Raw genomic sequence first — 21,600 nt, 5'->3', positions numbered from 1 at the left:
AAAACCAATACAAAACCAAAATGCTAAAGCTATTTAGTTTCATAAAAAAAGCGCTAAAAATAAATAAAAATGAAACTAGTAGTTTAGACAACGCAGATTCCACAACGAAAGAAGAACAAAAATCAATTAGTATAAACCCAATCAACACTACTACTATGTCATCAGGATTGTACAATTATGGTATCGGAGGTAACGAAGTTAAAGTAGATGCATCTGAAGCCATTCAGGAAATACAAGGCAATAAAACGCTTATTGCACAAAAATTGACAGACGAAGACCCTCTTAATCCTGAAGCTGTATATGACCTTAAAACGGTTGAAGATGTATTTAACTATTTTAAACCCAATGTCAATATTGAGTTTGAAGATCAGGATGGGCAAACCATAAATGAACATCTCAAATTCAAACACCTAGGGGACTTTACAGCCCGAAATATCACCGAACAAAGCGAGTTTTTAAAAGACTTAAACATACAGAAAGATCAGTATGCTAAAATTGTGAAGCAACTCAAATCGAACAAGGTACTGAAAGCTATTCTGGAAAATCCTGAAACCAGAGCAGCATTTACACATGCATTACAAGCCCTTTCGAATGAATTGGATCAGGAAGAGAATTAAGTAAGTAATAGTCATTATACCAGTACATTTTTTTGACTCTTCTCGCATTTTTTCAGTTTCATCACTTTTAAGATATTTTTTATTTAGTTATGGCCAATTTACAGACATCTACTTCTGTCGTAGATAACTATTCCTATACACAGGAACTTGCTCCCGAAAACTTAGATAATGAAGTTAAAAAGCTAGCCAAAGCCGGTGGTTTCAGTTTTCTGGAAAGTACCATTGACGGAGTACAAAACCTGAATCCCGAAAGAAAAGCACGCAAGCAGATCTTTCTTTCTGATCCGGAAAAGAAAAATGAACGCCAGGCTTTAAAGAAAAAACTCGATACCTGGCTTAAATTACTGCAAAGTGCTGACTCAGTAGCGGATATGATTGATGAAAGCAATAAACAAGCAGAAATTGCAGATCATACACTGAAGAAAAATCTAAAGAAAACACTGAACCGGACACATGATCTGGAAGTAAGCTATCGTACTGTAGCCCAATTTTACAAAAACTCTGAACTGGATAAAGTCAATAATGTTACGATCATCAATGCCAACACAGAGCAACTGACCGATCTGGATAATCCACGTTTCATAGACTATATATCCGCTGAATTTAAGCGAAGTTACGATAAGCTGGACTTACGCGAAAACTATTCTTTGTGTGTACTACCTGGTTACCTCGGTAGCAACAAGATTCTGGAAAAATGGGCAAAAATCGCCAATGAAAACAAAGTTATGCTGGTAACAGACTTTGTAGACCTTGACAAGCCAGATGATGTCATTGAAATGTTTACCTCAGCTAATCTTACCGGAGGTGATGTATATCGTAGCAATGTAATCATGACCTGTAACTACCTGGTAGGCCGTGGACGGGCAGAAGAAGTAGGTGAAGAAGAACATGTATTTATTCCGGGCTCCTCCTCATTGGCAGGTAAAATCTATAGCACCCTTATGTCTCAGGTGGCAGCGGGTAAAAAGTATGGAGGCATCAATGAAGTAGATGCTGTTCGCTTTGAATTGCAGAAAAGTGAGATTTCCCAACTCGAAAAAATTGGTCTGGTACCAATGGTATCTGAATATGGAAAAGTAATGGCCTTCTCTGCCAAAACACTTTTTAACGGAGATAATCTCGGCCTGCAAACCTATTCCGTGGTACGGGTATTTGACTATATCACAAAAGTGCTGTTTGACTTCCTGAACAGACGGGCTTTTGAAAACTGGAACAGCAAAGCTGAAGCTGAACTACGTGGTCAGATTGTTTCTTTCCTGGATGGAATCAAAGGTCCTGATAAACTCATCGAACGTTTCAAAATCATGCGTTTTGAGCGGGATGAAAAACAAAAAGATCGTGTCCTGCTGGATATTCATATTACACCTTATTTTCCAGCCAAAAGCTTTGTAATCAAACTGGATGGCCACAAAGGAGAAGACGAAAACTCAACCTGGAACACAGAGTATCAGCAAGGATAATTATTTGTGCTGCAGGTATACAAGCTGTATTACCTGCTGCATTTTTCTGTTTGCCAGATATATCTGTGCTATTTAATTGATTTGAAAAGCCCGAGACATGAAACCGCTGAATGACAACGAAGTAAAAAGAGGGTTCCGAGTATTTATACTTTATCTGATTATACTTCTGGGGGTTTCTGTGCTGAGTGTATTTTTTTTGATTCAAACCAGAGAAGTACAAATCAGTGAAACAACCAACCAATTAGATCAATACGACGAGATACAGAATAAGCAGATTATACTCAGTCATAAAATTGATTCTCTTCTGTATGATATGTCACTACTGAATACAGACAAGATTCAGAACAGTATTTTTATGCAGACACGTATTTCGTACGAGAAAGAACAGATAGAGAAATTTATTCAAACCTCTGATTCCAGTCATTTTTTACTTTATCGTAAACTCATCAATCTGGTTAATCCCATGCTGATGAGCAAAGACAGCATCAATAGTCAGCTTGTTCGGGAAGAGTTTCTGAAGAAGTCACTCCATGACTGTATGAACAAATACAGTGACACAAAAAAGAAGGTTGACTACAATCCGGTTCGCTTTAAATAAGATCTAAGACATTACTATGCCAGCCAATGTAAACCTTACCCGAAAGGAAAGGAGAATGTCATTTTTGAATCTGTTGCTTATCTACCTGATAGCCATGAGTGCGTTGGCCTTCCTGTTATTTAAGAACTCCTTTATGGCTACTTCTGTCGACTACAAACTTTCTAAAAGGAAACTGGAAGAAGGTAAAGCATTTCAGAAACAGCAACAGGAAGCTGCCGAGTTTATTAACCAGGTCAATTCTCGGATCCTGCAAATGTCAGGTAATACTCGCCAGATATTTCTGGAACGTGACATTCAACGATCTATCAAAGATCTGAGAAGCTATTACGATCCTGGTAATGGAGATCTCAGAGAAGTAGGTTTTACACAAGCTGCTTCATTTTTAACCATGCAATACGAAGACAAACTCGTTCTTGCCAAAACCAATCAGAACCTTCTGTTTTTTGAGAAGCAACTGGGCGATTGTGAAATAGGATTCAAACAAAAACAGGATTTACTCAATCAGAAAAAGCTGATGGAAAACTCCCGGATCGGGAACCGATAAAAGCCATTTCTGCAAACACTTTCTAACGATGTATGAGCCTTATTATAGCTGACAGGAAATTTTATATCTCTCTCATTGTCATTGCAACACTGGCAGGTGGCGTATGGCTGGCCAGGGTATTGTATCCATCCAGCTATGACATTGAAGCGGACATCAGTCGCAGACGAATGTATCTCACAGATTCGCTGCAGTTTGTCGACCAGACCAGCTTTGCCCAAAGATGGCGCTGGGACTTTGGAGATGGAGTGGTTGCATTTGATAAAAGTGGTCATTACCGATACAGCAATCCAGGTAACTACATTGTTACCTTGACTATCAATGATCGTTACATTGACACCTTTCATGTCAAGGTAGTAGCCCGTACTGTACAGCACACACTGTCAGATACAATACTGACAATTGAAGGTCCGACAGAAGCTATGCAGTATGAAAATCTGGTCTTTCGTGTCAAGGGAGTGGGAGCCAAACTGTACAGATGGACATTTGGAGACAACAAGCAGGAAGATGCCAAAGATCCTTTTGTACTCCATGCCTATGATCAACCAGGTACCTACATCATAGAACTACATACAGACATTAATCAATATCCTATCCGGTATCCTATCACCATTACACCCTCTTTTATGGGAGCACTGGGAGATACCAGCAGCGTAGATGATAAATTCAGAGCATTGGATGAAGACTTTAAATACAGATTACAAAAGATTGCCAATCACGAAAACTTCAGACAACATTATTACTATCTGGTCAACAAGTATCTATGTAAAAACGAGAAAATACCTGTTGTAATCAATGGTCAGAAATTCAATGAATTCTTTAGCTACTGCAGTGGCTTGCATTATGACAACCATGTATATATCCAGCAAGCTAAAGTAACTGTTGACACCGCATTTTCCTGTGTCACCAAGCTGGAAATTAATCAGCAAAAGCAGGAACAGATAAGTGCACTCAGATAACAAACCACGTAGTACACTACCGTTAAAACAAACCACGAACAACCAAATTCAGAAACCAGCTCATCCTGTCTACATTTTAAAGTATCCTAAATGAAAGTTCAGCCCGTATTTACATATACGAGAAATGTACTTATCCTTCTCATCGTCTGTCTCATACTGGAAAAGTTGTGCAGCTTTTCTGTTATGGGTCAGGTCAAACGATCTACACGACTATACAAAACTCCTGAAGGCGTTTTATATAATCTGGACGACCATGATATCAGCAAAACAAAACTTGGCAACGGACTCATTCTTGAGAAACGCTGGCTCGTGTTTTCTGACAGAGAGAAAAATAGTTCGTATGTAGAACCCGGAAGCGACATCCGGCTGAAGATGTATGGGTTCATGGATGCTTTTTATGTGATTGAGACCAAGGGTGATTACATACACCTGATGAAATACAATCCTAAAGTAGGCGTTCGCAAGTGGTTCCGGCTTGTCTCCAACTGGAAAGAAATGGAAGATGCGGGCTGGGTTCACCGTTCACAATTGCTGATGAGCCGCAGTGCCTTTGTTGAACTGAAAAATAAACACCACGCCAAGTTTATTACTGTAATCCGGAACAACTACACAGAGATATTTGAAAATCCCAAACGCTATTTTGAAGGCAATCAGGTTAAAATATACAATTCACCAGATTTCACCAGTACCATTTCTCAAAAGCTTCCGGTTTCTTCCATTGTCTATGCATACAAAGCCTCTGATGATAAAAAATTCATTCTGATCGGAAAAAACAGCCAAATGAGTGCAGACTCAGGCAAGGTGGAGATGGTAGGCTGGATACCAGCCTGTCTGTTGTCGCATTGGGGAGAAAGATCCTACTGGCAACCCTATTATAAAAACAATGTAGCAGCAGCTACACAAAATAACAAAGCAAAAACAGGAAATACAATTGACATTCTGGCTACCCAGTCTGATAGTGCAGCGGTAGTAACTCAGATAGGACAGGAAGACAGTCTACTCAATATTGTCCCTCGCTTTGTACAAACTCTCTTCCCAACCTATACCGCTCTGACAGACAGCATCAATAGTCGTTATCAGATGCAGTCTGAAATCCTTACCAATATATTTGACAGAAATCTGAACAAAGTATACAATGTAGGCGGATCGACAGTTGCGTATACCAAACTTCTACAACTCAAGAAAAAAGCCCGTAATCTTAACCTGGTTTTTGTTGTAGATGCCAACCGGGGAGGAGGTGATGCATCAGCCTTACAACCGTTACTGTCGGTGTTACAAAATATTCAGATCCGTCTGGATAGCTTTTCGTATTTCCGGCAGGTCCGTTATGGAGCCGTATTTCTCAAAGAACTCCGAAATAATTGCATGGGAGAAACAAAGCTTCCTCTTACAGGCGACTATGTTTCTCTGGTCAACTTCTTTCAGGATAAGCTTAACAAGGCAATGGATTGTCCCAATCGAGAAAAACAGGCGATTTTTACAAGTCTTGCAGACGCTTCTGAGCTTTTACGGAATACAGAGAATGAAACCAATATTATTGTAGTGATTGGAGCAACCTCCAGTAACGAAAATGACAATGCCACCTGGAGGTCTGTAGTAAACCGACTAACCGCTGTGAAACCCCGTCTGATTGTATTACAGACACATAGTGGGCAATCTGACGACTACAACAACTTTGTCATTGATGCTAAAAGCATTGTACATCAGCTAGCAAACCAGATATCAACCTGGAAAAAGGGCATGCTAACCAATCCCAAGGATGTAAAAAGCGAAAATCAGTTTAAGATAGAATCCAGTGACTTTCAGTCTTTCTATCTGGATTATCCAAAAAATAGTATGTGGCAAAGCATGGTTCTGTTTCCAAATAAGTTACAAAGCCTCTCTCCTATTTCCGTTAATCAATACCTGGATACCTTGTTATCTCAGGTATATCAGGACAATGAACGCATTATCTCATCACTGGATAATATTTTCAACTCGTATGTAGGTAATATCTATACCCATGTAGACAAACGGTTACACCATCACTTTGGCAACTATACAGAAGCCTTGCCCGAAGTATTTATCCGACAAATGCATTCAGACCTGGATATGTATGCCTTACCAGTTCGCTTAACAACAAGCCTCTTTGACTCTACTGTATATGGTAAATCAGGTGTATTTGTATCGATGGATGAACTTGAAAATCTTCATTTTTACTTTAATCGGTTTGCCATACCCTGGCAGAGACAGGCTTCTATGAGTCGTAGAGAGGCTTATACTCACCTGAAAAAGGAGATTCAAAAGTACCAGAAACAGAAGAAGATCCGCTTTGACAGAAAACCCAAACGGCTCACTCTGTCAGAAATCACCTACTTGTTTACAGGCTATCATGCTGACAATTCATTGTTTCACACATATACCATGCGACATCTGAAAAAGAAACGAAAAATGCCTGGTTCTGCCTACTACACAGTAATCAAGACATGGTCTGAATATTATACCAAATTACGATCCTATTACAATGACCCTGAAATCGTTAAGCAGAGATCTCTGAATAAGGATTATTACTGGGTCCCCTTCCGGTTTTAGAACTGGACAGATTATACACGATTGCTCAAGTAACGTTACAACCAGACACTGAATATCCCAACAAAACCCTATTAGTCCACTTAGCACGAGCAACAACTTTTATCTATCAACCAACATTCTTTTTTATCTTTTATGTCGTCACACAACCCAGAAAATCCAACCCTCTCAGCGATCAAAGATACGGTCAAAGAACAAGCTATGCAGGTGGGCATACAAAAAGCTGTTTCACTGACAGAACAGAAAACTGACATACCAGAACAAACACAGCAAGGTATACAAACAGGTATTCAGTTAAGTAGTCAAGTACTTGCCAACACACCTAAAAAGTCACATACAACACAGAATGTACTATCGCCAGAGTCGAAACAATCTGCTACTCAAAATACGACGCCTACAAATTCTGAGGAAGTTCAGACACCGCAGGAAGAAGTATCTGCAGCAGCGATGGAAAGTATTTATGAGCAGGTGCAATGGCAAATTCTGGTAGATGGCAAACAGATTAAACGAATTGTTTCGTTTGAATTAAAACAGGCATTTAATACACATCACTTTTTTCAGCTGAGGGTATATCATGCTGAACTGGAACAACCTCGTGCTTATCGTATTGACCAGACACAGGAACTGCTGGGTAAGCATTTGACGGCGATTTTAGGCTCTCACCTCAAAGAAGACAGAATTGAATTTACGGGTATTATCACCAGTATTTCTTTTATAGAAGCCAATGGACTGAATGGTGATATACTTGTAAGTGGCTACTCTCCGACTATATTACTGGATAATGGCCCTCATCTTAACTCTTTCTACAATAAGAATCTGCAGACTATAGCCAAAGAGGTAACTGATAACCTGGCAGGGAAACTAGATGTTGCTATCCAGCCTCGTTATACCCAGCAACTGACGTATGCTGCTCAATACCAGGAATCCGGATTTGCCTTTTTAAACCGCCTTAGTTCCTGGTATGGCGAATGGTTTTATTACAATGGAAAGAAACTATGTTTGGGCAAGCCAGATTCGCTACCCAAATATACTCTCTATTATGCCCGCCAAATCGAAGGATTGCAGATGAACATGCAGGTGCTGCCTATGAATTTCAGCCACCTAAGCTATCAGAGTACAGATGATACACTGTTAAAACAACAGTCCCCTCAAAAGGTAGACGGACTCAATTACTATGCAGATATGGCCGTAGAGAAATCAGATACCCTATTCTCTCACCCTGTCAAAAATAAACCTATACAAAGAGCAGGCACTCCAGGGAGCCTGGAACAGGCCGCTAAAGTCAATAAAGCCGTATCAGCAGCAGGAACATTCAGTATCAGTGGAGATTGTAAAACTCCCTATCTGTCTGTAGGCTACAAGGTAAAGATCATGCTGGGAGAAACAGAACTGGGCGAATACCTGATCACAGAAATCACACATCACCTTGGTACCGGAGGCAAATACATTAGTCACTTCAAAGCCATAGCAGGTGATGTTCATATTATTCCTTCCCCGGTCATTCCCTCACCATCCTGCGAACCTGAACTGGCAGTAGTACGCAAAAACGATGATCCCCAGCAACAGGGACGGGTACGGGTACAGTTTCAGTGGCAGGATGGAGATAATATGAGCGACTGGATACGGGTAATGAGTCCCGACGCAGGTGGTAATGGTGACAAAGTAGCCAAAAACAGAGGGTTTGTATTTATTCCGGAAGAAGGTGATCTGGTGATGGTAGGTTACAAAGACGGCAATCCCGATGCACCATTTGTATTGGGTAGCCTCCACCATGGAAAGATAGGTAGTGGTGGCGGAAAGGGCAATAAAACCAAAAGTCTCACTACCCGAAGCGGAAGCACAGTGACTTTGGATGATGATAAGGGAAGTGTCACTGTCAGTGATCCAAGTGGAAACACCATCATTCTGCATGGAGATGGCACGATGACCATCAAAGCACCTAATAAACTTACTATAGAATCAAAAGAGATTCATGTATTGGCAGAAAATGATCTGGAAATTTCCTCTGCTAATACCAAAGTAGATATTACAGCACAGGCAGAAATAAATGTTACAAGCAAAGGTAGCCTGGCTGCCAGTTCCACCAAAGAGGCAAGCATCAAAAGTACCACTACACTTAAGATGAATGCACCCAGTATAGAAACGGCAGCAGATGCAAGTCTGAAAATGCAAGGGGTAATGATCGACCTTCAGGGACAAGCTATTACCACAATCAAAGGAGGAATTGTAAACATTAACTAACCAGTATCGGCTATGGATCATAACGCACATTCTCCTATTGCCCGCTGTCTGGAAAAAATGCAGTACAAATGGGAAAAAGCAACAGCATCTAATCCTTCCTGGCAAATTGCCTGCTGGCAAATGGGAGAAGATGAGGCTGAGATGCTCAATGCCTTTTGCCAAATTGAATCCTCTGTACAGGGTAGTATGCCCGAACTGTTTGTGGTTTTACTGACACCCTTTCAGGATGTAGAAACATTCAGTGCTGATTTGATCAAGGATTGGCTAAAGATGTGGGTAGAATCCGGCCAGGTATCTGCCAGTGACTGGGGGTTTGACTATTTCTCTCAAGAAATACAGCATACCCAAAATGCTGATAGCCTGTTGATAGAGCTACTCAATCGTTTTTATCAGGTATATGGTAGTGCTCAGCAACCTCTGGTACTTGGCTTAATTCCTCGTCTGCTTTCCCATGTAGAAGGATATACGATCTGGATCAAAACCATACTTCCTCAACTCCATTCTGGAATCCGGCTAATGGTGGTAGAGCAACTGAATACGCCTTTATTTAAACAAATTCAGAAAAAATTTCGGGATACCTATCTACACATTCCATGTGGTGATCTGAATGTAGCACAGGCACTGGAAGAGGCAGCAACCAGTGGTGATCCCAATCAACCGGAAATACAGTTTCGCCAGTGCCTTTTTCAAATGGGTAAGGGAACTGCCTCCAACAATCAGCAGCAGGTGGAAGAATGGGGAGAAAAAGCATTACTGGCAGCTCAGAAAAGTGGAAGTCAAAGTATGATGGCAACAGCGTATCTGGTTTACGCCGGTTTTCTGATGCATTTTGAAAAGGAAACCGCCATTCAATCTTTGCTCGACAGAGGTATTCAGATTGCCAGAGCGGCTATAAAAAGTACAGATCCCGCCATAGTGCCTGTATTGCTTCAGTTATATGGGTATAAGAGTGCCTGGTACAGCATGTCTGCTCAGCGGAGCAAAGCAGCAGAATGGATGAGCCGTCAGGGCGAACTAGCTCAGGAACATCAGCTATACTTCCAGGCTATGCTGGCCTATTACCGGACAGCTGCACTCTATAAGCAAAACGGCAATAGTGAACCAGTTGGTATATTTACTCAGAAAGGGTATCAGATGAGTCTTCAGGTAGATGATGAAATACTAAAAACCTCCGATTTTCTTCTCCTGGGAAATGACTATTATGAACAATGTCGCCAGGAAAAACACTTTGAAGAGTCAGATCAGATCCATCAGCGATTAACAAGGCTTTATGGTCTTGACTGGCAGGAGTTATTATATGCACAATCTGAAAAAGGAAAATACATCGCATTACAACCACAGATCTGAATGTATCAGACTGATTTTTCTGTTTGTATAGGTTTATCTGTGCTGAATCTATACCTGTCGGTGATTACTACAGGTATACATTTCCGCATTGTCAGCATTTTTTCTATTTCTGTTTATAAAGCCATTCGCATAAGACATTCAACTATATGTTATTAGCTAATCAGCACTTCACCCTGGTTATAGGCATTGACGTGCATTTCAATACCTTGCCCCCCTTTAATCCCCTGCACCCTTTTATTGGACTGGTCATCGATCCAATGGATTATGTGCCCTTTATAGGAGGTACTGTCCTGATTAACGGACGGCAGAGAGGTGTCAGTGACACAAGTGGTAAGCTACTCATGCTCAAACACATTCCTTTGGGTACAGGACCGTTTGCACTTATGCCCATGATTGCAGATGAAAGTGTAAACTTTTTTGGTAGTGTCAATACCTTTGCCGATGGCTCCAGGTTAAGTCCTACAACCTATATGCTTATGACCTGTAATGATGTAGGTATTCCTCTCAGCATGCAGCCCGGCAAAAAATTCAAACCCATACCAAGCCTGTTCGCTCCTACCAGTGTGACTATTCCTATTCCTTCCGGACCTCCGGTAATGGTAGGCGGACCTTACGTACCCGATCTGGCCGGTGCACTTAAAAACCTGCTGATGGGCTATGGCTTTGGTGCATTGATGAAAGTGGGAGGCAAAGTACTCAAAAAGGCCATGACTGCACTCAATAAGTCTGTCCTTAAAAAGATGAAGTGCACCAACGGACTTAGTGAAAAATTTTGTCATTGGGGGTTTGAACCCATTGATCTGATTAATGGACGTGTGGGCTACTGGGGAACTGATTTTGAACTACCAGGACCATTGCCCCTGATCTGGAAACGTAGCTGGTTTAGTGACAGTACCCGAAGTAGTTGGCTGGGACATGGCACCCATCTGTGTTATGATCTGAAACTGGAAGTATTTGAAGAAGGTATTGGAGTCATGTTACCTGATGGCCGGGCTACCGGATTTGACCATCTGTCTGTGGGAGAAAGTTATTTCAATCGCACGGAACAATTAACGCTTACTCATCAGGCTCACTCACATCAGGGTAGCTTCTATACTCTGTTTGATCATGCCAGCCGTCTGAGTTATACTTTTGAGGCTACTACTGATCTGCTACAGTATGCCTTTAGTGGTATTACCCTTTCCGAATATAGCCAGAAACACTATCAGCTAACCTGTATAGAAAATGAATTAGGTCATGCTATTCACTTTTTCTATCGTACTAATCGCCTGGTACAAATTAAAGATAGTGCCCATCGTCTGCTCGATATAGATACCGATACACAGGGACGCATTACAGATGTACATTGCGAAAAACAACTGCTGATCCACTATGCTTACAATGAGGAAGGAGATCTGGTAGAGATCACAGATGCGCTGGGGCAAACCACTCGCATTCACTACGAAAATCATCAGATGGTCCGGAAGACAGACCGAAACGGGGTTTCGTTTCACTGGGCTTATGAACATAGCCTGCCTGAGGCGAGATGTATTCATACCTGGGGAGACAAGGGTGTACTGGAAGGCTGGGTATCCTATCAGCCAGGTTACAATCTGGTGACAGACTCAGAAGGCAACCAAACCCGTTATGATTATCAACCTGATTATAAGTGTACTCAGATTACTTCTCCCATGGGAGGAAAAACACTGTACGAATATGATGCATGGGGTGAATTGTACCGGGTAATTGATCCGGATGGACATCGTACAGGCTATCACTATGATGAGCAGGGACGAATGGAGGCAGTGACCCAACCCGATAACAGCGTCTGGCGATATAACTATGATGAGCAGGGGCGATTAAAGATGGTCACTTCCCCTGAAGGAGCCCATCAGATTCAGGTTTATGAAGATAAAAAACTGCTGAGCCGTATTGCGCCCGATGGAGCCGTAACCTTGTACCATTATAATGCTGACAACCTGATTGAGGCAGTGGAACAGGCAGATGGCAAGAAAATTCGCCTGTTATATGATCAACAGTACAATCTGATCCAGGTGCAGCTACCGGATGGTTCCTCTCATCGCTGGCATTATGACAGGCTGGGTCGCTGCCGGGAAAGTTCCCGTAACGGACAACTACAGCTATTCAGTTATGATACTCTGGGACGCATTACCGACGTGCAGCTTCCCGATGGCAATCAGGTACATCTGCGCTACAATGCCTACCAGGAAGTAATAGAGGCCTTTGATCATCGCCACCATGTGCGTTTTGCCTATACGCCTATGGGGCAATTAAAAATGCGGGAGCAGAATGGAACCCGCATCCATTTTGATTACAACAAACAGGAAGAACTTCTCTCGATTCGCAATGAAAAGGGAGAACGTTATCGCTTTGGGCGAAACAAAGATGGAGCGATAATTTCAGAGGAGGGCTTCGATGGCCTGTTGCGACGCTATGAGCGGTCTGCAGCAGGACGTGTACTTCGGGTAGATCGTCCGGGGGGACGATGGACTGACTATGAATATGATGCAGCAGGTCGGGTAGTACGGAGTGAGTATAGCGATGGAAGCTGGGAAATCTATGGATATAATAAAAATGGGGAGCTGATTTCAGCCCGTAACGAAACCAGTGAACTGCACCTTGAACGGGATGTACTCGGACGGGTACTCAAAGAAATACAGGATGGCTATCAGGTAAAAAGTGCCTATAACGCCCTGGGGTATCGTATCGGAGTAAGCAGCAACCTGGGAGCAAAGATTGATCTGGCGTGGGATGATCTGGGACAGGTAAAGGAACTTCACGCCAGTCAGGGAGATTCCCCATCCTGGCAGGCACAGTTTGCCTACAATGGACTGGGACAGGAAGTAGAACGAATTCTGAATGGAAATCTGTATAGCAGCTGGGACTATGATGCAGCCGGAAGACCACTGCAACACCGGGTATATACTTCAGGAGGGATTGGCCCAGACTCACACTCAGCCTCACACAAAAGCCAGCGGCTGCATCGGCACAAACGTTATCACTGGAGTGTGAATGATACACTGAAAACAATTCAGTGTATGCTCACAGGGGCCGTCCATTCATTTGACTATGATGGATTTGGCAATCTGGTTTCGGCGCTGGGCAAAGGATTTGATGCAGAGCACTTTTTCCGCGATGAGGTAGGTAATATGTTCTCTCAGAAAGATCATAGTGACCGAAGCTATGACAAAGGTGGACAATTGAAGCAGCGTAATGGCGCACGCTATGAATACGATGAAGAAGGTTTTCTCATAAAGAAGACAGAAAAAGAGGGCCAATGCTGGCACTATCACTGGCAGGGCAATGGGATGCTCAAAGAAGTCATCCGTCCTGACCGCAAAACGGTCCGGTTTGAGTACGATGCATTGGGAAGAAGAACAGCCAAAATCTTTGAAGGACAGATTACCCGCTGGGTATGGGACGGTAACACACCACTGCATGAGTGGACGTATGAGATAGCCCACCGACCCAGAACGGTAGTCGATGAATGGGGTCAGATCAGCAAAGACAGAACGGAACCTGTCGAAAAGCTGATTAGCTGGATTTTTGAGGAAGGCACCTTTAAGCCAGCGGCAAAATTAGAGGGAGATATTCGGTATTCGATTATCAATGACTATCTTGGCACGCCCAAAGAGGTATACAATGCATCAGGCGAGAAGGTTTGGGATATCGAGTTGAGTGCCTATGGTCAGGTCAGAGAGTGCAGTGGCGATGTTGATTTTGTTCCTTTCCGTTTTCAGGGGCAGTACCATGATAGGGAAACAGGGTTGTATTACAACCGATTCCGGTATTACTCGCCACAAGAAGGAATGTATGTCAGTCAGGACCCGATTGGATTGTTAGGGGGAAGACACTTTTATGCCTATGTACACGATCCTAATACTTGGCTAGATGTTTTAGGTTTAGCAGAAATGGTTGATCCTAACATGCTTAATTTCTCTCAAGCTTATGTAAAGGGACAAACATTAACCTATGAAAAAGCGATGAAAGATGGCACATGGGATTGGAATAAATTTCCAGATAACCATCCAACTCCAAGTGCATTAAGAGTAGTAGAAGTAAATGGTGAGCTTGTTTCACTAGACAACAGAAGATTATTGGCTGCTCAAAATGCAGGATTGAAAGAAGTTCCAATAATTAAAGTTAAGGCTGAAGATGCAATGCCAGGTGGAGGCACATATGGAAAAAATCTAGCGAAAAAGTTATATTCCAGCCCAAGTAAAGAGATTCCTAAAGTACAACTGCCTCCAACAGGGACAAAAACAAAACCCATAGTTTGTAATTAATCATAAAATCAGAAATAATGGACAAGAGTATAATACAACATTGGAATGAACAAGAAATAGTAGGAGGGCTTGATTGCCTTGTAAACAAAGATGGAAGTGTAGTTTTATTTAGTTGTTATGTAAGAGATGAAAATGAAAAACAATTGAATTTTTGTATTCCATTTTGTGATACAACTGTTAATAGCTTAGAGAAATACAATAAAGACTTATGGACACAGATCGATATTTTTACGAATAAATGGCAAACAGAAACAGGTGATACTATTATGGGTGGAGAAGGCTCTATGGGAAATCAAGGATTTATTGTTTGCGTAGATACAAACAATGATTTTAAATGGTCACTTTTTTTCTTAAACTCTAATCCTTTTTACCAAATCAGTGTTGTCAACAATGAACTATATGCTCAGTCTTCCTATAATTTATTATACAAGATAAACTTAAAGGATCCATCAATAATACAGATCGAACCAAAAGAATGGTCTTGAAAACTACTGATTCTTCTGGTAGTAACATGTATAGATATACGTCTATTACAATATTAGAACTGTACAGAGAACTACTATGCAACATCCAATAGTTGCATAGTAGTTCTCAAATGGAACAAATTCATAAGTTCCGTAATAATTGTCAGATAATTTATGAACAGCAAAAGCCTAGCAGGTATTAGGCTTTTGCTGTTCATAAATTTTGTGTAAACTCTTAAAAATGATTATCCTAGCCCCAAAGAGGTATACAATGCATCAGGCGAGAAGGTTTGGGATATCGAGTTGAGTGCCTATGGACAGGTCAGAGAATGCAGTGGCGATGCAGGTTTTGCTCCGTTTCGTTTTCAGGGGCAGTATCATGATAGGGAAACAGGGTTGTATTACAATAGATTCCGGTATTACTCGCCACAAGAGGGAATGTATGTCAGTCAAGACCCGATTGGATTGTTAGGGGGAAAAAGATTATATGCCTATGTGCATGATCCTAATAAATGGTTGGATGTATGGGGACTTTATAAGACTGCTTTAGGAATCTCACCTACCAATCAAGAATTACAATATGATTTTGGATATATTTCAGATGATAATTGGCGTCAAAAAGGAATTACACCTTGTGAAATGAATGAAAAGACTTTTGCCAAATATTTTGACAAAGTTGTGAAAAAAGCAGATGAAATTCATTTTAGTATAGTAGGGTTAGATCCTAATAAAGTAAAAGCAGCAGGTTTAGACTTTGAGGTTGTTAATGGTGAATTAAAAAGAGGTAATGTGACCAATGTTGAGTTAAATAAAATTTTACATGATGATTCATTATTTGCCAAAACCACCTTCTATAAACAGAATGCCAAATTCGATTTTGAAGTAGTAGATAAAGCAGAAGTTAAAAAACTCTTTAAACTATGTCAGTAAAAAAAATAACAAACGAAGAAATTATCTCTGAAGTCAATTTCTTGTTACAGTCTTTAAATTATAAAAATATCAAGATTGACAAAATTTCAATTTACCACTCTAGTAGTGTTGAAGTTGCAATCGAGGATTTAGATGCTAATATTATTTTTATGCTCAACTTTAATTATTGTTATTATTTTAAAGGTAGAGCAGATGTCTGGACTAATACAAATCTGGTTTTAGAATATAGTGAGGGCTTTAGGAAACTGGGTAAACGGAATTTACCTGAGAACTTATTTATACTCAGAGACCTTGATAGTGGCTCCTTTATCAAAAGTTTATATTTAGACTTCAGTACGATTAAGAGTAAGAGTGTAAACAAGTATGAGGAAGATCCTAAAAGACCCTATGAAGGAACGAATATAGAATTAATCAGGTCAGTTCTACAAAAAAAAGAGATTAGTAGAGTAATGATTTTTAACTCTAAAGCACCTTTACTTCACTTGAGAATTGATAACCACCTTTCCTATTTTGTAGATTTACCTACGATTTATGAAAGTATAGAGCTGTTATGTGACGATGTCATTTACATGAATGTAGATTTATTTTTATGGGAAACTACCCAAGGATTTAGTCTGGAAAGAGAAGATGAGTATCTGGTTCTAACAGAGAAAGAACATAACTATCAGATTAAATGTAAATCTATCCGACTCCTTGAGCAAAAAGGTTAAATAAACTACTAAATATAAAAACAGATCGCCAAATATGCGATCTGTTTTTATATAAACTCATGTCCGTTTCGTTTTCAGGGGCAGTATCATGATAGGGAAACAGGGTTGTACTATAACCATTTTAGATACTACTCGCCTGAAGATGGAAGATATATTAGCTCAAATCGAATTAAAAGATGAGGTTATTTTTTGCTTTGGACAAAACAATCATTGCGGCTCCAATGCAGAATCGTACACAGCCACAAAGAGTAGAAAAAAGTTTGAAAAGCCGCAAAGACCCTATCTAAACGTTACGCTTTCTCCTCTTCCAGTTGTTGCTCTTTCTCGCTGGCTTCTTTATAATCAGAAGCTTCTGCCTGTGGTTTGTTCTCTTTTGCTTCCGGATCAGGCTCATAGCAGAAATGGGCAAACATTGGAAAGTGATCCGAACCACAATTAGGTAGCCTTTCTATATCTATCAACTTGAAATGATGCGAAACAAACACATGATCCAGCGGCCAGCGCAACAGCCAGTACTTGGCATTGAAAGTATTAAAGAAGCCTCGCCCAATCCGCGGGTCTAATAACCCACTGAGTCGCTGAAATAACCGGGTAGTGTGTGACCAGGCTACATCATTTAAATCACCTGCAACAATTACTGGGTTAGTAGCTACCTTGGCTCGTTTGCCCACCTGGATTAATTCGACATCCCGTTCGGTAGAGCGATTGTTTTCACCCGGTGCAGGTGGCCTTGGATGTACACCATAGAGATCTATAACCCGTTTGGATGGCAATGTCAGCTGAACATACAATGAGGGTATATCATCCTGTACCAGAAAGTTAATCTCTTTATGTTTTATGGGAAATCTGGAATAGAATAGCATTCCATATGTATTCTCAAGAGGACAACTCACCCGATACTCATAGATTTTTTCCAGAGGTTTTAACTTATTCATCCAATGCTGATTGGTTTCTACGGCCAGCACAATGTCAGGATTATACTGATATACTTGTTGAAGAAATTCATCACATCTTGTATTATCCATGAACACATTAAATATCATCAGCTTCAATCCATCTCCTGACTTTTGCTCTTTTTCACTAGACAGAACCTGATGTGAATGCAAACGCGTATAAGGCCGTATGCGATATAAATGGTAGATCAATGTGATGGCTGTTACAGAGATAAAAACATATTCCTTAGGAGAATCTATATCAAACCATATAAGATAAGAGGCAAAGATAAGGAATAGAGGAACAGCTAGTTGCAGATGCGGAAAGTCTGCAGCCCGAATCCACCAAACCTCATATCGAATCAGATGCATCCAGGAAAATACAATCAGAACAGATCCCAGGATCAATAACAGGTTTTGCATAGGATGAGAAGATGACTATAAACAATACGGTTAAAATTTTCTTTGTAACAGTTGTTACTCGTACAGGTATTAGTATAAGTATTACACAAAACTCATAAAAGATTCATGCCATACAGGGTTAAGCAGATAATAGCTGTAGCAGATTTGAGAGCAAAAAAAATTGCATCTTCTGTTTCTTTTGACAAACTTCTGAAAAAACATTTACTCATTTGATACAGGATATCTCACAATAAATAGTAGCGGGATAGAATACCAATTTTTCAGGAAAAGTTAATTTTGCTCATCTATGAACAATCTACTCAATGAAATCTGAATATTTTCCGGAACTTCTCAACACACTTCATTTCCGTCGGGAGTTTTCTCCAGCAAAGAGGAAGCTGAAAAGAATATCAGAAAATATAAACTTTCGGGTGTATTGACCAAATATCCGGTAGATATATTGGTGTATGACTGGGCTTTAGAGGAAGGTTTCCTTGAAATCAGGAGAAAGGACGAACAAACTACTCCAAAGTTTATTCAAAGCTTTTCTTCAGCACATCTGGAACATTATCATTATCAAGATGGTGAATGAAAACTTCTTATTGCAGCTATTAGAGACAATCTGTTACAAACAGTAGTTTCTAAATTATTACTACACAAAGAAAAAGCACAGATTTCTCTGTGCTTTTGTATGACCAAACCGATAATACTATCAAGTCTTCTATCGTTGTACTGAAGTCAGTAACTGTGAAATGCGGTGAAAACGTGCATTCAGAAAGTTAATCTCCTCCTCCGAACAAGCCCCCTGGTGTTCTGCAAAATCCGATACTGTTTTAATGCGTGCAGGATCTAACCCCAATTGCTGCAGAAATAGAGCGATATCGCTCTGCAAAAGGGTGATTTCTTCCAATTTCCATTGTTCCATAAATGGCCTTATTTAGAATTTTAGTGGTTTCGTACAATTACAAATCAAACGGATACTTTCATGTATTCATAGAAAACAGGTCTGCTTCCTTTACATTCCAGCCTATTGATCTCAAGCCCCTTAACCTGTAGTTTTTATACCAAAAGGTGTATGCAAAAATAAGAAAATTTTACCACACTTTCATTAGAGATTTTATAATAGTAGAAAAGATATTTAAAGTTAGCTAAGTTATTCTATCAGGATGCTAGGATTATCATCCAACTAAATGAATTTGTGATGATAAAAAGAGGTTACTACGTGTATTGTATCAAAGTACCAGTGAGGCCATGGAAACGTTTATTAAAAATACATCACAAATAACCTCAACTTATCTACAAAAAAATATCCAATAAAAAATATACTTATCCCTCTCTAATAGTAAATACATATATATTTTCAAAATATGTCTACATTTATATTAATTACAAATTACCATAAATACATCAAAACAAGGTGTTTTTTTCCTATATTTACAGCTAATAACTGCAACTCTAATTCCTCTGATAGCTATGGCAAATTATCTTACTACTGAAGCAGCAATTGACAAGTACCGTTATGCATATTACGATCTGGTAGATTATGAAATCCGTTTGGATAAGGAGATCTATCTGATGAAGAAGCGTATTGCCAAAATTGCCGTTGATGAAGCCAAATATCAGGCACGTCAACAGTTGCTAGATATACATCTGACTGAATTACGAGAGCGGAAAATGCAGTTCCAAACGGAAGATGTACCAGAGAGATATCAAAAACGGAAACTGGAAAAATTACAGAAAGAAATTGATAAGGTTCAGGGACGCTGGCATGCCAATCGCTGGCATCTGAGTGTGGTGTATAAACGCAAGCGTAAAGACAATGTCACTAAACTTCTTCTCAAAGAAACCAAACAAGCTGAAGTACAGGTACGCATCCAACAAACCCAACAAACTCTTCAGCAATTGATAAAAATACAGCAACAGGAAGAACAATCCATTCTATACTCTGCAAAGCATCAGGAGGCAGAAGAGGTGAAAGAACAGATTCAAACAACAGCTTCTCTCTCACTTTCTTCCAATATGCTACTAAAAAGAGTAATACTTGTTGCCTTAGTACAACAGAGACTTTACACTCTCCATAGAAATGGACAATGTAAAGTCTCACAAGAAGTTATGGAAAGAATCAGACCTGAACGATTCGCATAGCTTCAGGGTCCCAAACAATAGCTTTCTGCTGTTCTGCACTCAGATTAGCCAGTAGTGAAGGACCAGCAGCACGCAAACCAAAGGAAGCATCTTCTACAATGGGTTTGTTCTCACGAATCCCATTAAAGAAGTTGACCATATGGTCGTACCTTTCGTCATACCCTTGAGGAGCTACAAACTTAATCTCGTCGAATTTCTGCCCAACACGGTCAGCCTCACTATACATGGCATTATAGGCCTTCATGACATCATCCTGTTGTGCTTTCGCAAAGCTTTCAACAGAATCATATCCTCCGATGCCAGGTGCCTTGGCGCGTTTAAAATGTTTGATGGTAAAGCCACTCCACCCTAACTCAATCACCCCCTCTGTTCCTACCAGTTTTACAGATTGCATTCCACCAGTACCAGAGGCCAGATTGACCCGTGTAATAAACTGAAAGGCAGGATGGGTTTTAGCTTTAGGGTATTGCATAATAGCTGTCACCAGATCATAAGCATCCCGTCCGTCTTTCCAGTAATTCAATGCACCCAGAGAAAATACCTTATTGGGTCCGTTTGAGCTTGTAATTACATGTAAACTGGTCAAAAGATGCACAAACAAGTCTCCAGCTACACCCGTGCCATAGTCTTTGTAATTCCGCCAGCGGAAAAACCGGTTTGCATCAAAGGGCACTTTGGGTGCATCGCCCAGATAACGATCCCAGTCCACTGTTTTGGGAGATGCATCTGTAGGAACAGTATATTGCCAGGCCCCCTTGGCATCTGTGCGATCAATAGCAGCCTCTACAAAGGTCAGTTCGCCTAAGATGCCTTGTTCAAAGTATTTTTTTGCTTCCAGGATCGGAGTTCCACTAGCCCGCTGACTGCCTACCTGAAATACTTTGCCTGTCTTTTTTTGTGTATCAATCACAGCCTGACCTTCCTCTACATGATGTACCATCGGTTTTTCACAATACACATGTTTGCCAGCATTCATGGCATCAATAGAAATGCGGTCATGCCAGTGATCCGAAGTACATACCAGCACAGCATCAATGTCTTTACGATTGAGCAATTCCCGATAATCCCGGGTTGTAAATAGCTTACTTCCCCACTTTTCCCTGGCACGCACCAGTCGTCCATCGTATAGATCACAAACACCCACCAATTCTACGCCGGGTACTTTCATAGCAGTTTCTACATCATAATGGCCGATAATTCCGGCTCCGATAAGACCAATACGGATCTTGTCATTGGCCGTTACTTTAGTTCGGGATTGTAAGATACGGATATCTCCTTCTGCCTTTGCCTGAGACGAAAAAGCCCCGGCAGAGATAAAAGCAGATGCTCCTCCCAGTTTTTTCAAAAAACTACGTCTTGAATTCTTCATGGATGTGTGGCTTGGGAAACAAATAGAATAG

18 protein-coding genes are annotated in these 21,600 nt (G+C 40.6%); 15 read left to right on the top strand and 3 right to left on the bottom strand.

Annotated features, from left to right (window positions below):
• Positions 1–155 precede the first annotated feature (155 nt).
• From QNI15_RS17650 to QNI15_RS38975, 13 genes are all read left to right on the top strand, one after another.
• On the top strand, positions 156–617 hold the full coding sequence (locus tag QNI15_RS17650) for a type VI secretion system contractile sheath small subunit (RefSeq protein ID WP_313995987.1): 462 nt from the start codon (positions 156–158) through the stop codon (positions 615–617).
• A gap of 89 nt (positions 618–706) precedes the next feature.
• On the top strand, positions 707–2,077 hold the full coding sequence (locus tag QNI15_RS17645; RefSeq protein ID WP_313995984.1) for a DUF5458 family protein: 1,371 nt from the start codon (positions 707–709) through the stop codon (positions 2,075–2,077).
• Between the two features lie 97 nt (positions 2,078–2,174).
• Positions 2,175–2,675: a type VI secretion system TssO gene (gene tssO, locus QNI15_RS17640; protein ID WP_313995981.1), complete on the top strand. Its 501-nt coding sequence runs from the start codon at positions 2,175–2,177 to the stop codon at positions 2,673–2,675.
• Between the two features lie 16 nt (positions 2,676–2,691).
• A complete protein-coding gene (gene tssO, locus QNI15_RS17635) occupies positions 2,692–3,219 on the top strand; it encodes a type VI secretion system TssO (RefSeq protein WP_314032802.1) in 528 nt (175 codons plus the stop codon).
• Between the two features lie 32 nt (positions 3,220–3,251).
• Complete coding sequence (locus tag QNI15_RS17630; RefSeq protein ID WP_313995975.1) at positions 3,252–4,175, top strand: PKD domain-containing protein; 924 nt, start codon at positions 3,252–3,254, stop codon at positions 4,173–4,175.
• A gap of 183 nt (positions 4,176–4,358) precedes the next feature.
• Positions 4,359–6,746 carry a type VI secretion system protein TssR domain-containing protein gene (tssR, locus tag QNI15_RS17625; protein WP_313995972.1) on the top strand — a complete coding sequence of 796 codons (2,388 nt, stop codon included), beginning with the start codon at positions 4,359–4,361 and terminating at the stop codon, positions 6,744–6,746.
• Between the two features lie 132 nt (positions 6,747–6,878).
• Positions 6,879–8,984: a type VI secretion system Vgr family protein gene (locus QNI15_RS17620; protein ID WP_314032800.1), complete on the top strand. Its 2,106-nt coding sequence runs from the start codon at positions 6,879–6,881 to the stop codon at positions 8,982–8,984.
• A 12-nt stretch (positions 8,985–8,996) separates the two neighbouring features.
• Entirely contained in the window at positions 8,997–10,331 is a 1,335-nt protein-coding gene (locus tag QNI15_RS17615) for a hypothetical protein (protein WP_314032798.1), read from the top strand.
• A 146-nt stretch (positions 10,332–10,477) separates the two neighbouring features.
• Positions 10,478–14,617: an RHS repeat-associated core domain-containing protein gene (locus QNI15_RS17610; protein ID WP_313995964.1), complete on the top strand. Its 4,140-nt coding sequence runs from the start codon at positions 10,478–10,480 to the stop codon at positions 14,615–14,617.
• Positions 14,618–14,634: 17 nt separating this feature from the next.
• Positions 14,635–15,102 (top strand): hypothetical protein, encoded by a 468-nt coding sequence (locus QNI15_RS17605; protein WP_313995963.1) that lies wholly within the window; start codon positions 14,635–14,637, stop codon positions 15,100–15,102.
• A 282-nt stretch (positions 15,103–15,384) separates the two neighbouring features.
• The gene (locus QNI15_RS17600) at positions 15,385–16,011 is read left to right on the top strand and encodes an RHS repeat-associated core domain-containing protein (protein ID WP_314032796.1); all 627 of its coding nucleotides are present in this window, start codon (positions 15,385–15,387) and stop codon (positions 16,009–16,011) included.
• Positions 16,002–16,721, top strand: a complete 720-nt coding sequence (locus tag QNI15_RS17595) for a hypothetical protein (RefSeq protein WP_313995958.1) — start codon at positions 16,002–16,004, stop codon at positions 16,719–16,721. The genes QNI15_RS17600 and QNI15_RS17595 overlap by 10 nt, the downstream gene beginning before the upstream one ends.
• A gap of 24 nt (positions 16,722–16,745) precedes the next feature.
• A complete protein-coding gene (locus tag QNI15_RS38975) occupies positions 16,746–16,901 on the top strand; it encodes an RHS repeat-associated core domain-containing protein (RefSeq protein WP_390902203.1) in 156 nt (51 codons plus the stop codon).
• A 110-nt stretch (positions 16,902–17,011) separates the two neighbouring features.
• Here the strand turns inward: QNI15_RS38975 and QNI15_RS17590 are convergent, their stop codons facing one another.
• Positions 17,012–18,076 carry an endonuclease/exonuclease/phosphatase family protein gene (locus tag QNI15_RS17590; RefSeq protein ID WP_314032794.1) on the bottom strand — a complete coding sequence of 355 codons (1,065 nt, stop codon included), beginning with the start codon at positions 18,074–18,076 and terminating at the stop codon, positions 17,012–17,014.
• Positions 18,077–18,389: 313 nt separating this feature from the next.
• On the opposite strand from QNI15_RS17590, the gene QNI15_RS39085 reads away from it, so the two are divergent.
• Entirely contained in the window at positions 18,390–18,647 is a 258-nt protein-coding gene (locus tag QNI15_RS39085) for a DUF7710 domain-containing protein (protein ID WP_449359051.1), read from the top strand.
• Positions 18,648–18,776: 129 nt separating this feature from the next.
• Here the strand turns inward: QNI15_RS39085 and QNI15_RS17585 are convergent, their stop codons facing one another.
• Positions 18,777–18,980, bottom strand: a complete 204-nt coding sequence (locus QNI15_RS17585; RefSeq protein WP_313977554.1) for a hypothetical protein — start codon at positions 18,978–18,980, stop codon at positions 18,777–18,779.
• 548 nt (positions 18,981–19,528) lie between these two features.
• Between QNI15_RS17585 and QNI15_RS17580 the strand changes: the two genes are divergently transcribed.
• Positions 19,529–20,200 carry a hypothetical protein gene (locus QNI15_RS17580; RefSeq protein WP_313995948.1) on the top strand — a complete coding sequence of 224 codons (672 nt, stop codon included), beginning with the start codon at positions 19,529–19,531 and terminating at the stop codon, positions 20,198–20,200.
• Here QNI15_RS17580 and QNI15_RS17575 read toward each other — a convergent pair.
• Positions 20,178–21,569 carry a Gfo/Idh/MocA family protein gene (locus QNI15_RS17575; RefSeq protein ID WP_313995945.1) on the bottom strand — a complete coding sequence of 464 codons (1,392 nt, stop codon included), beginning with the start codon at positions 21,567–21,569 and terminating at the stop codon, positions 20,178–20,180. The genes QNI15_RS17580 and QNI15_RS17575 overlap by 23 nt on opposite strands.
• Positions 21,570–21,600 lie beyond the last annotated feature (31 nt).

Origin of the sequence: Xanthocytophaga flava (assembly GCF_030068545.1) — a bacterium.
GTDB classification, from domain to species: domain Bacteria; phylum Bacteroidota; class Bacteroidia; order Cytophagales; family 172606-1; genus Xanthocytophaga; species Xanthocytophaga flava.
This window is presented reverse-complemented; position numbering and strand designations above follow the sequence as displayed.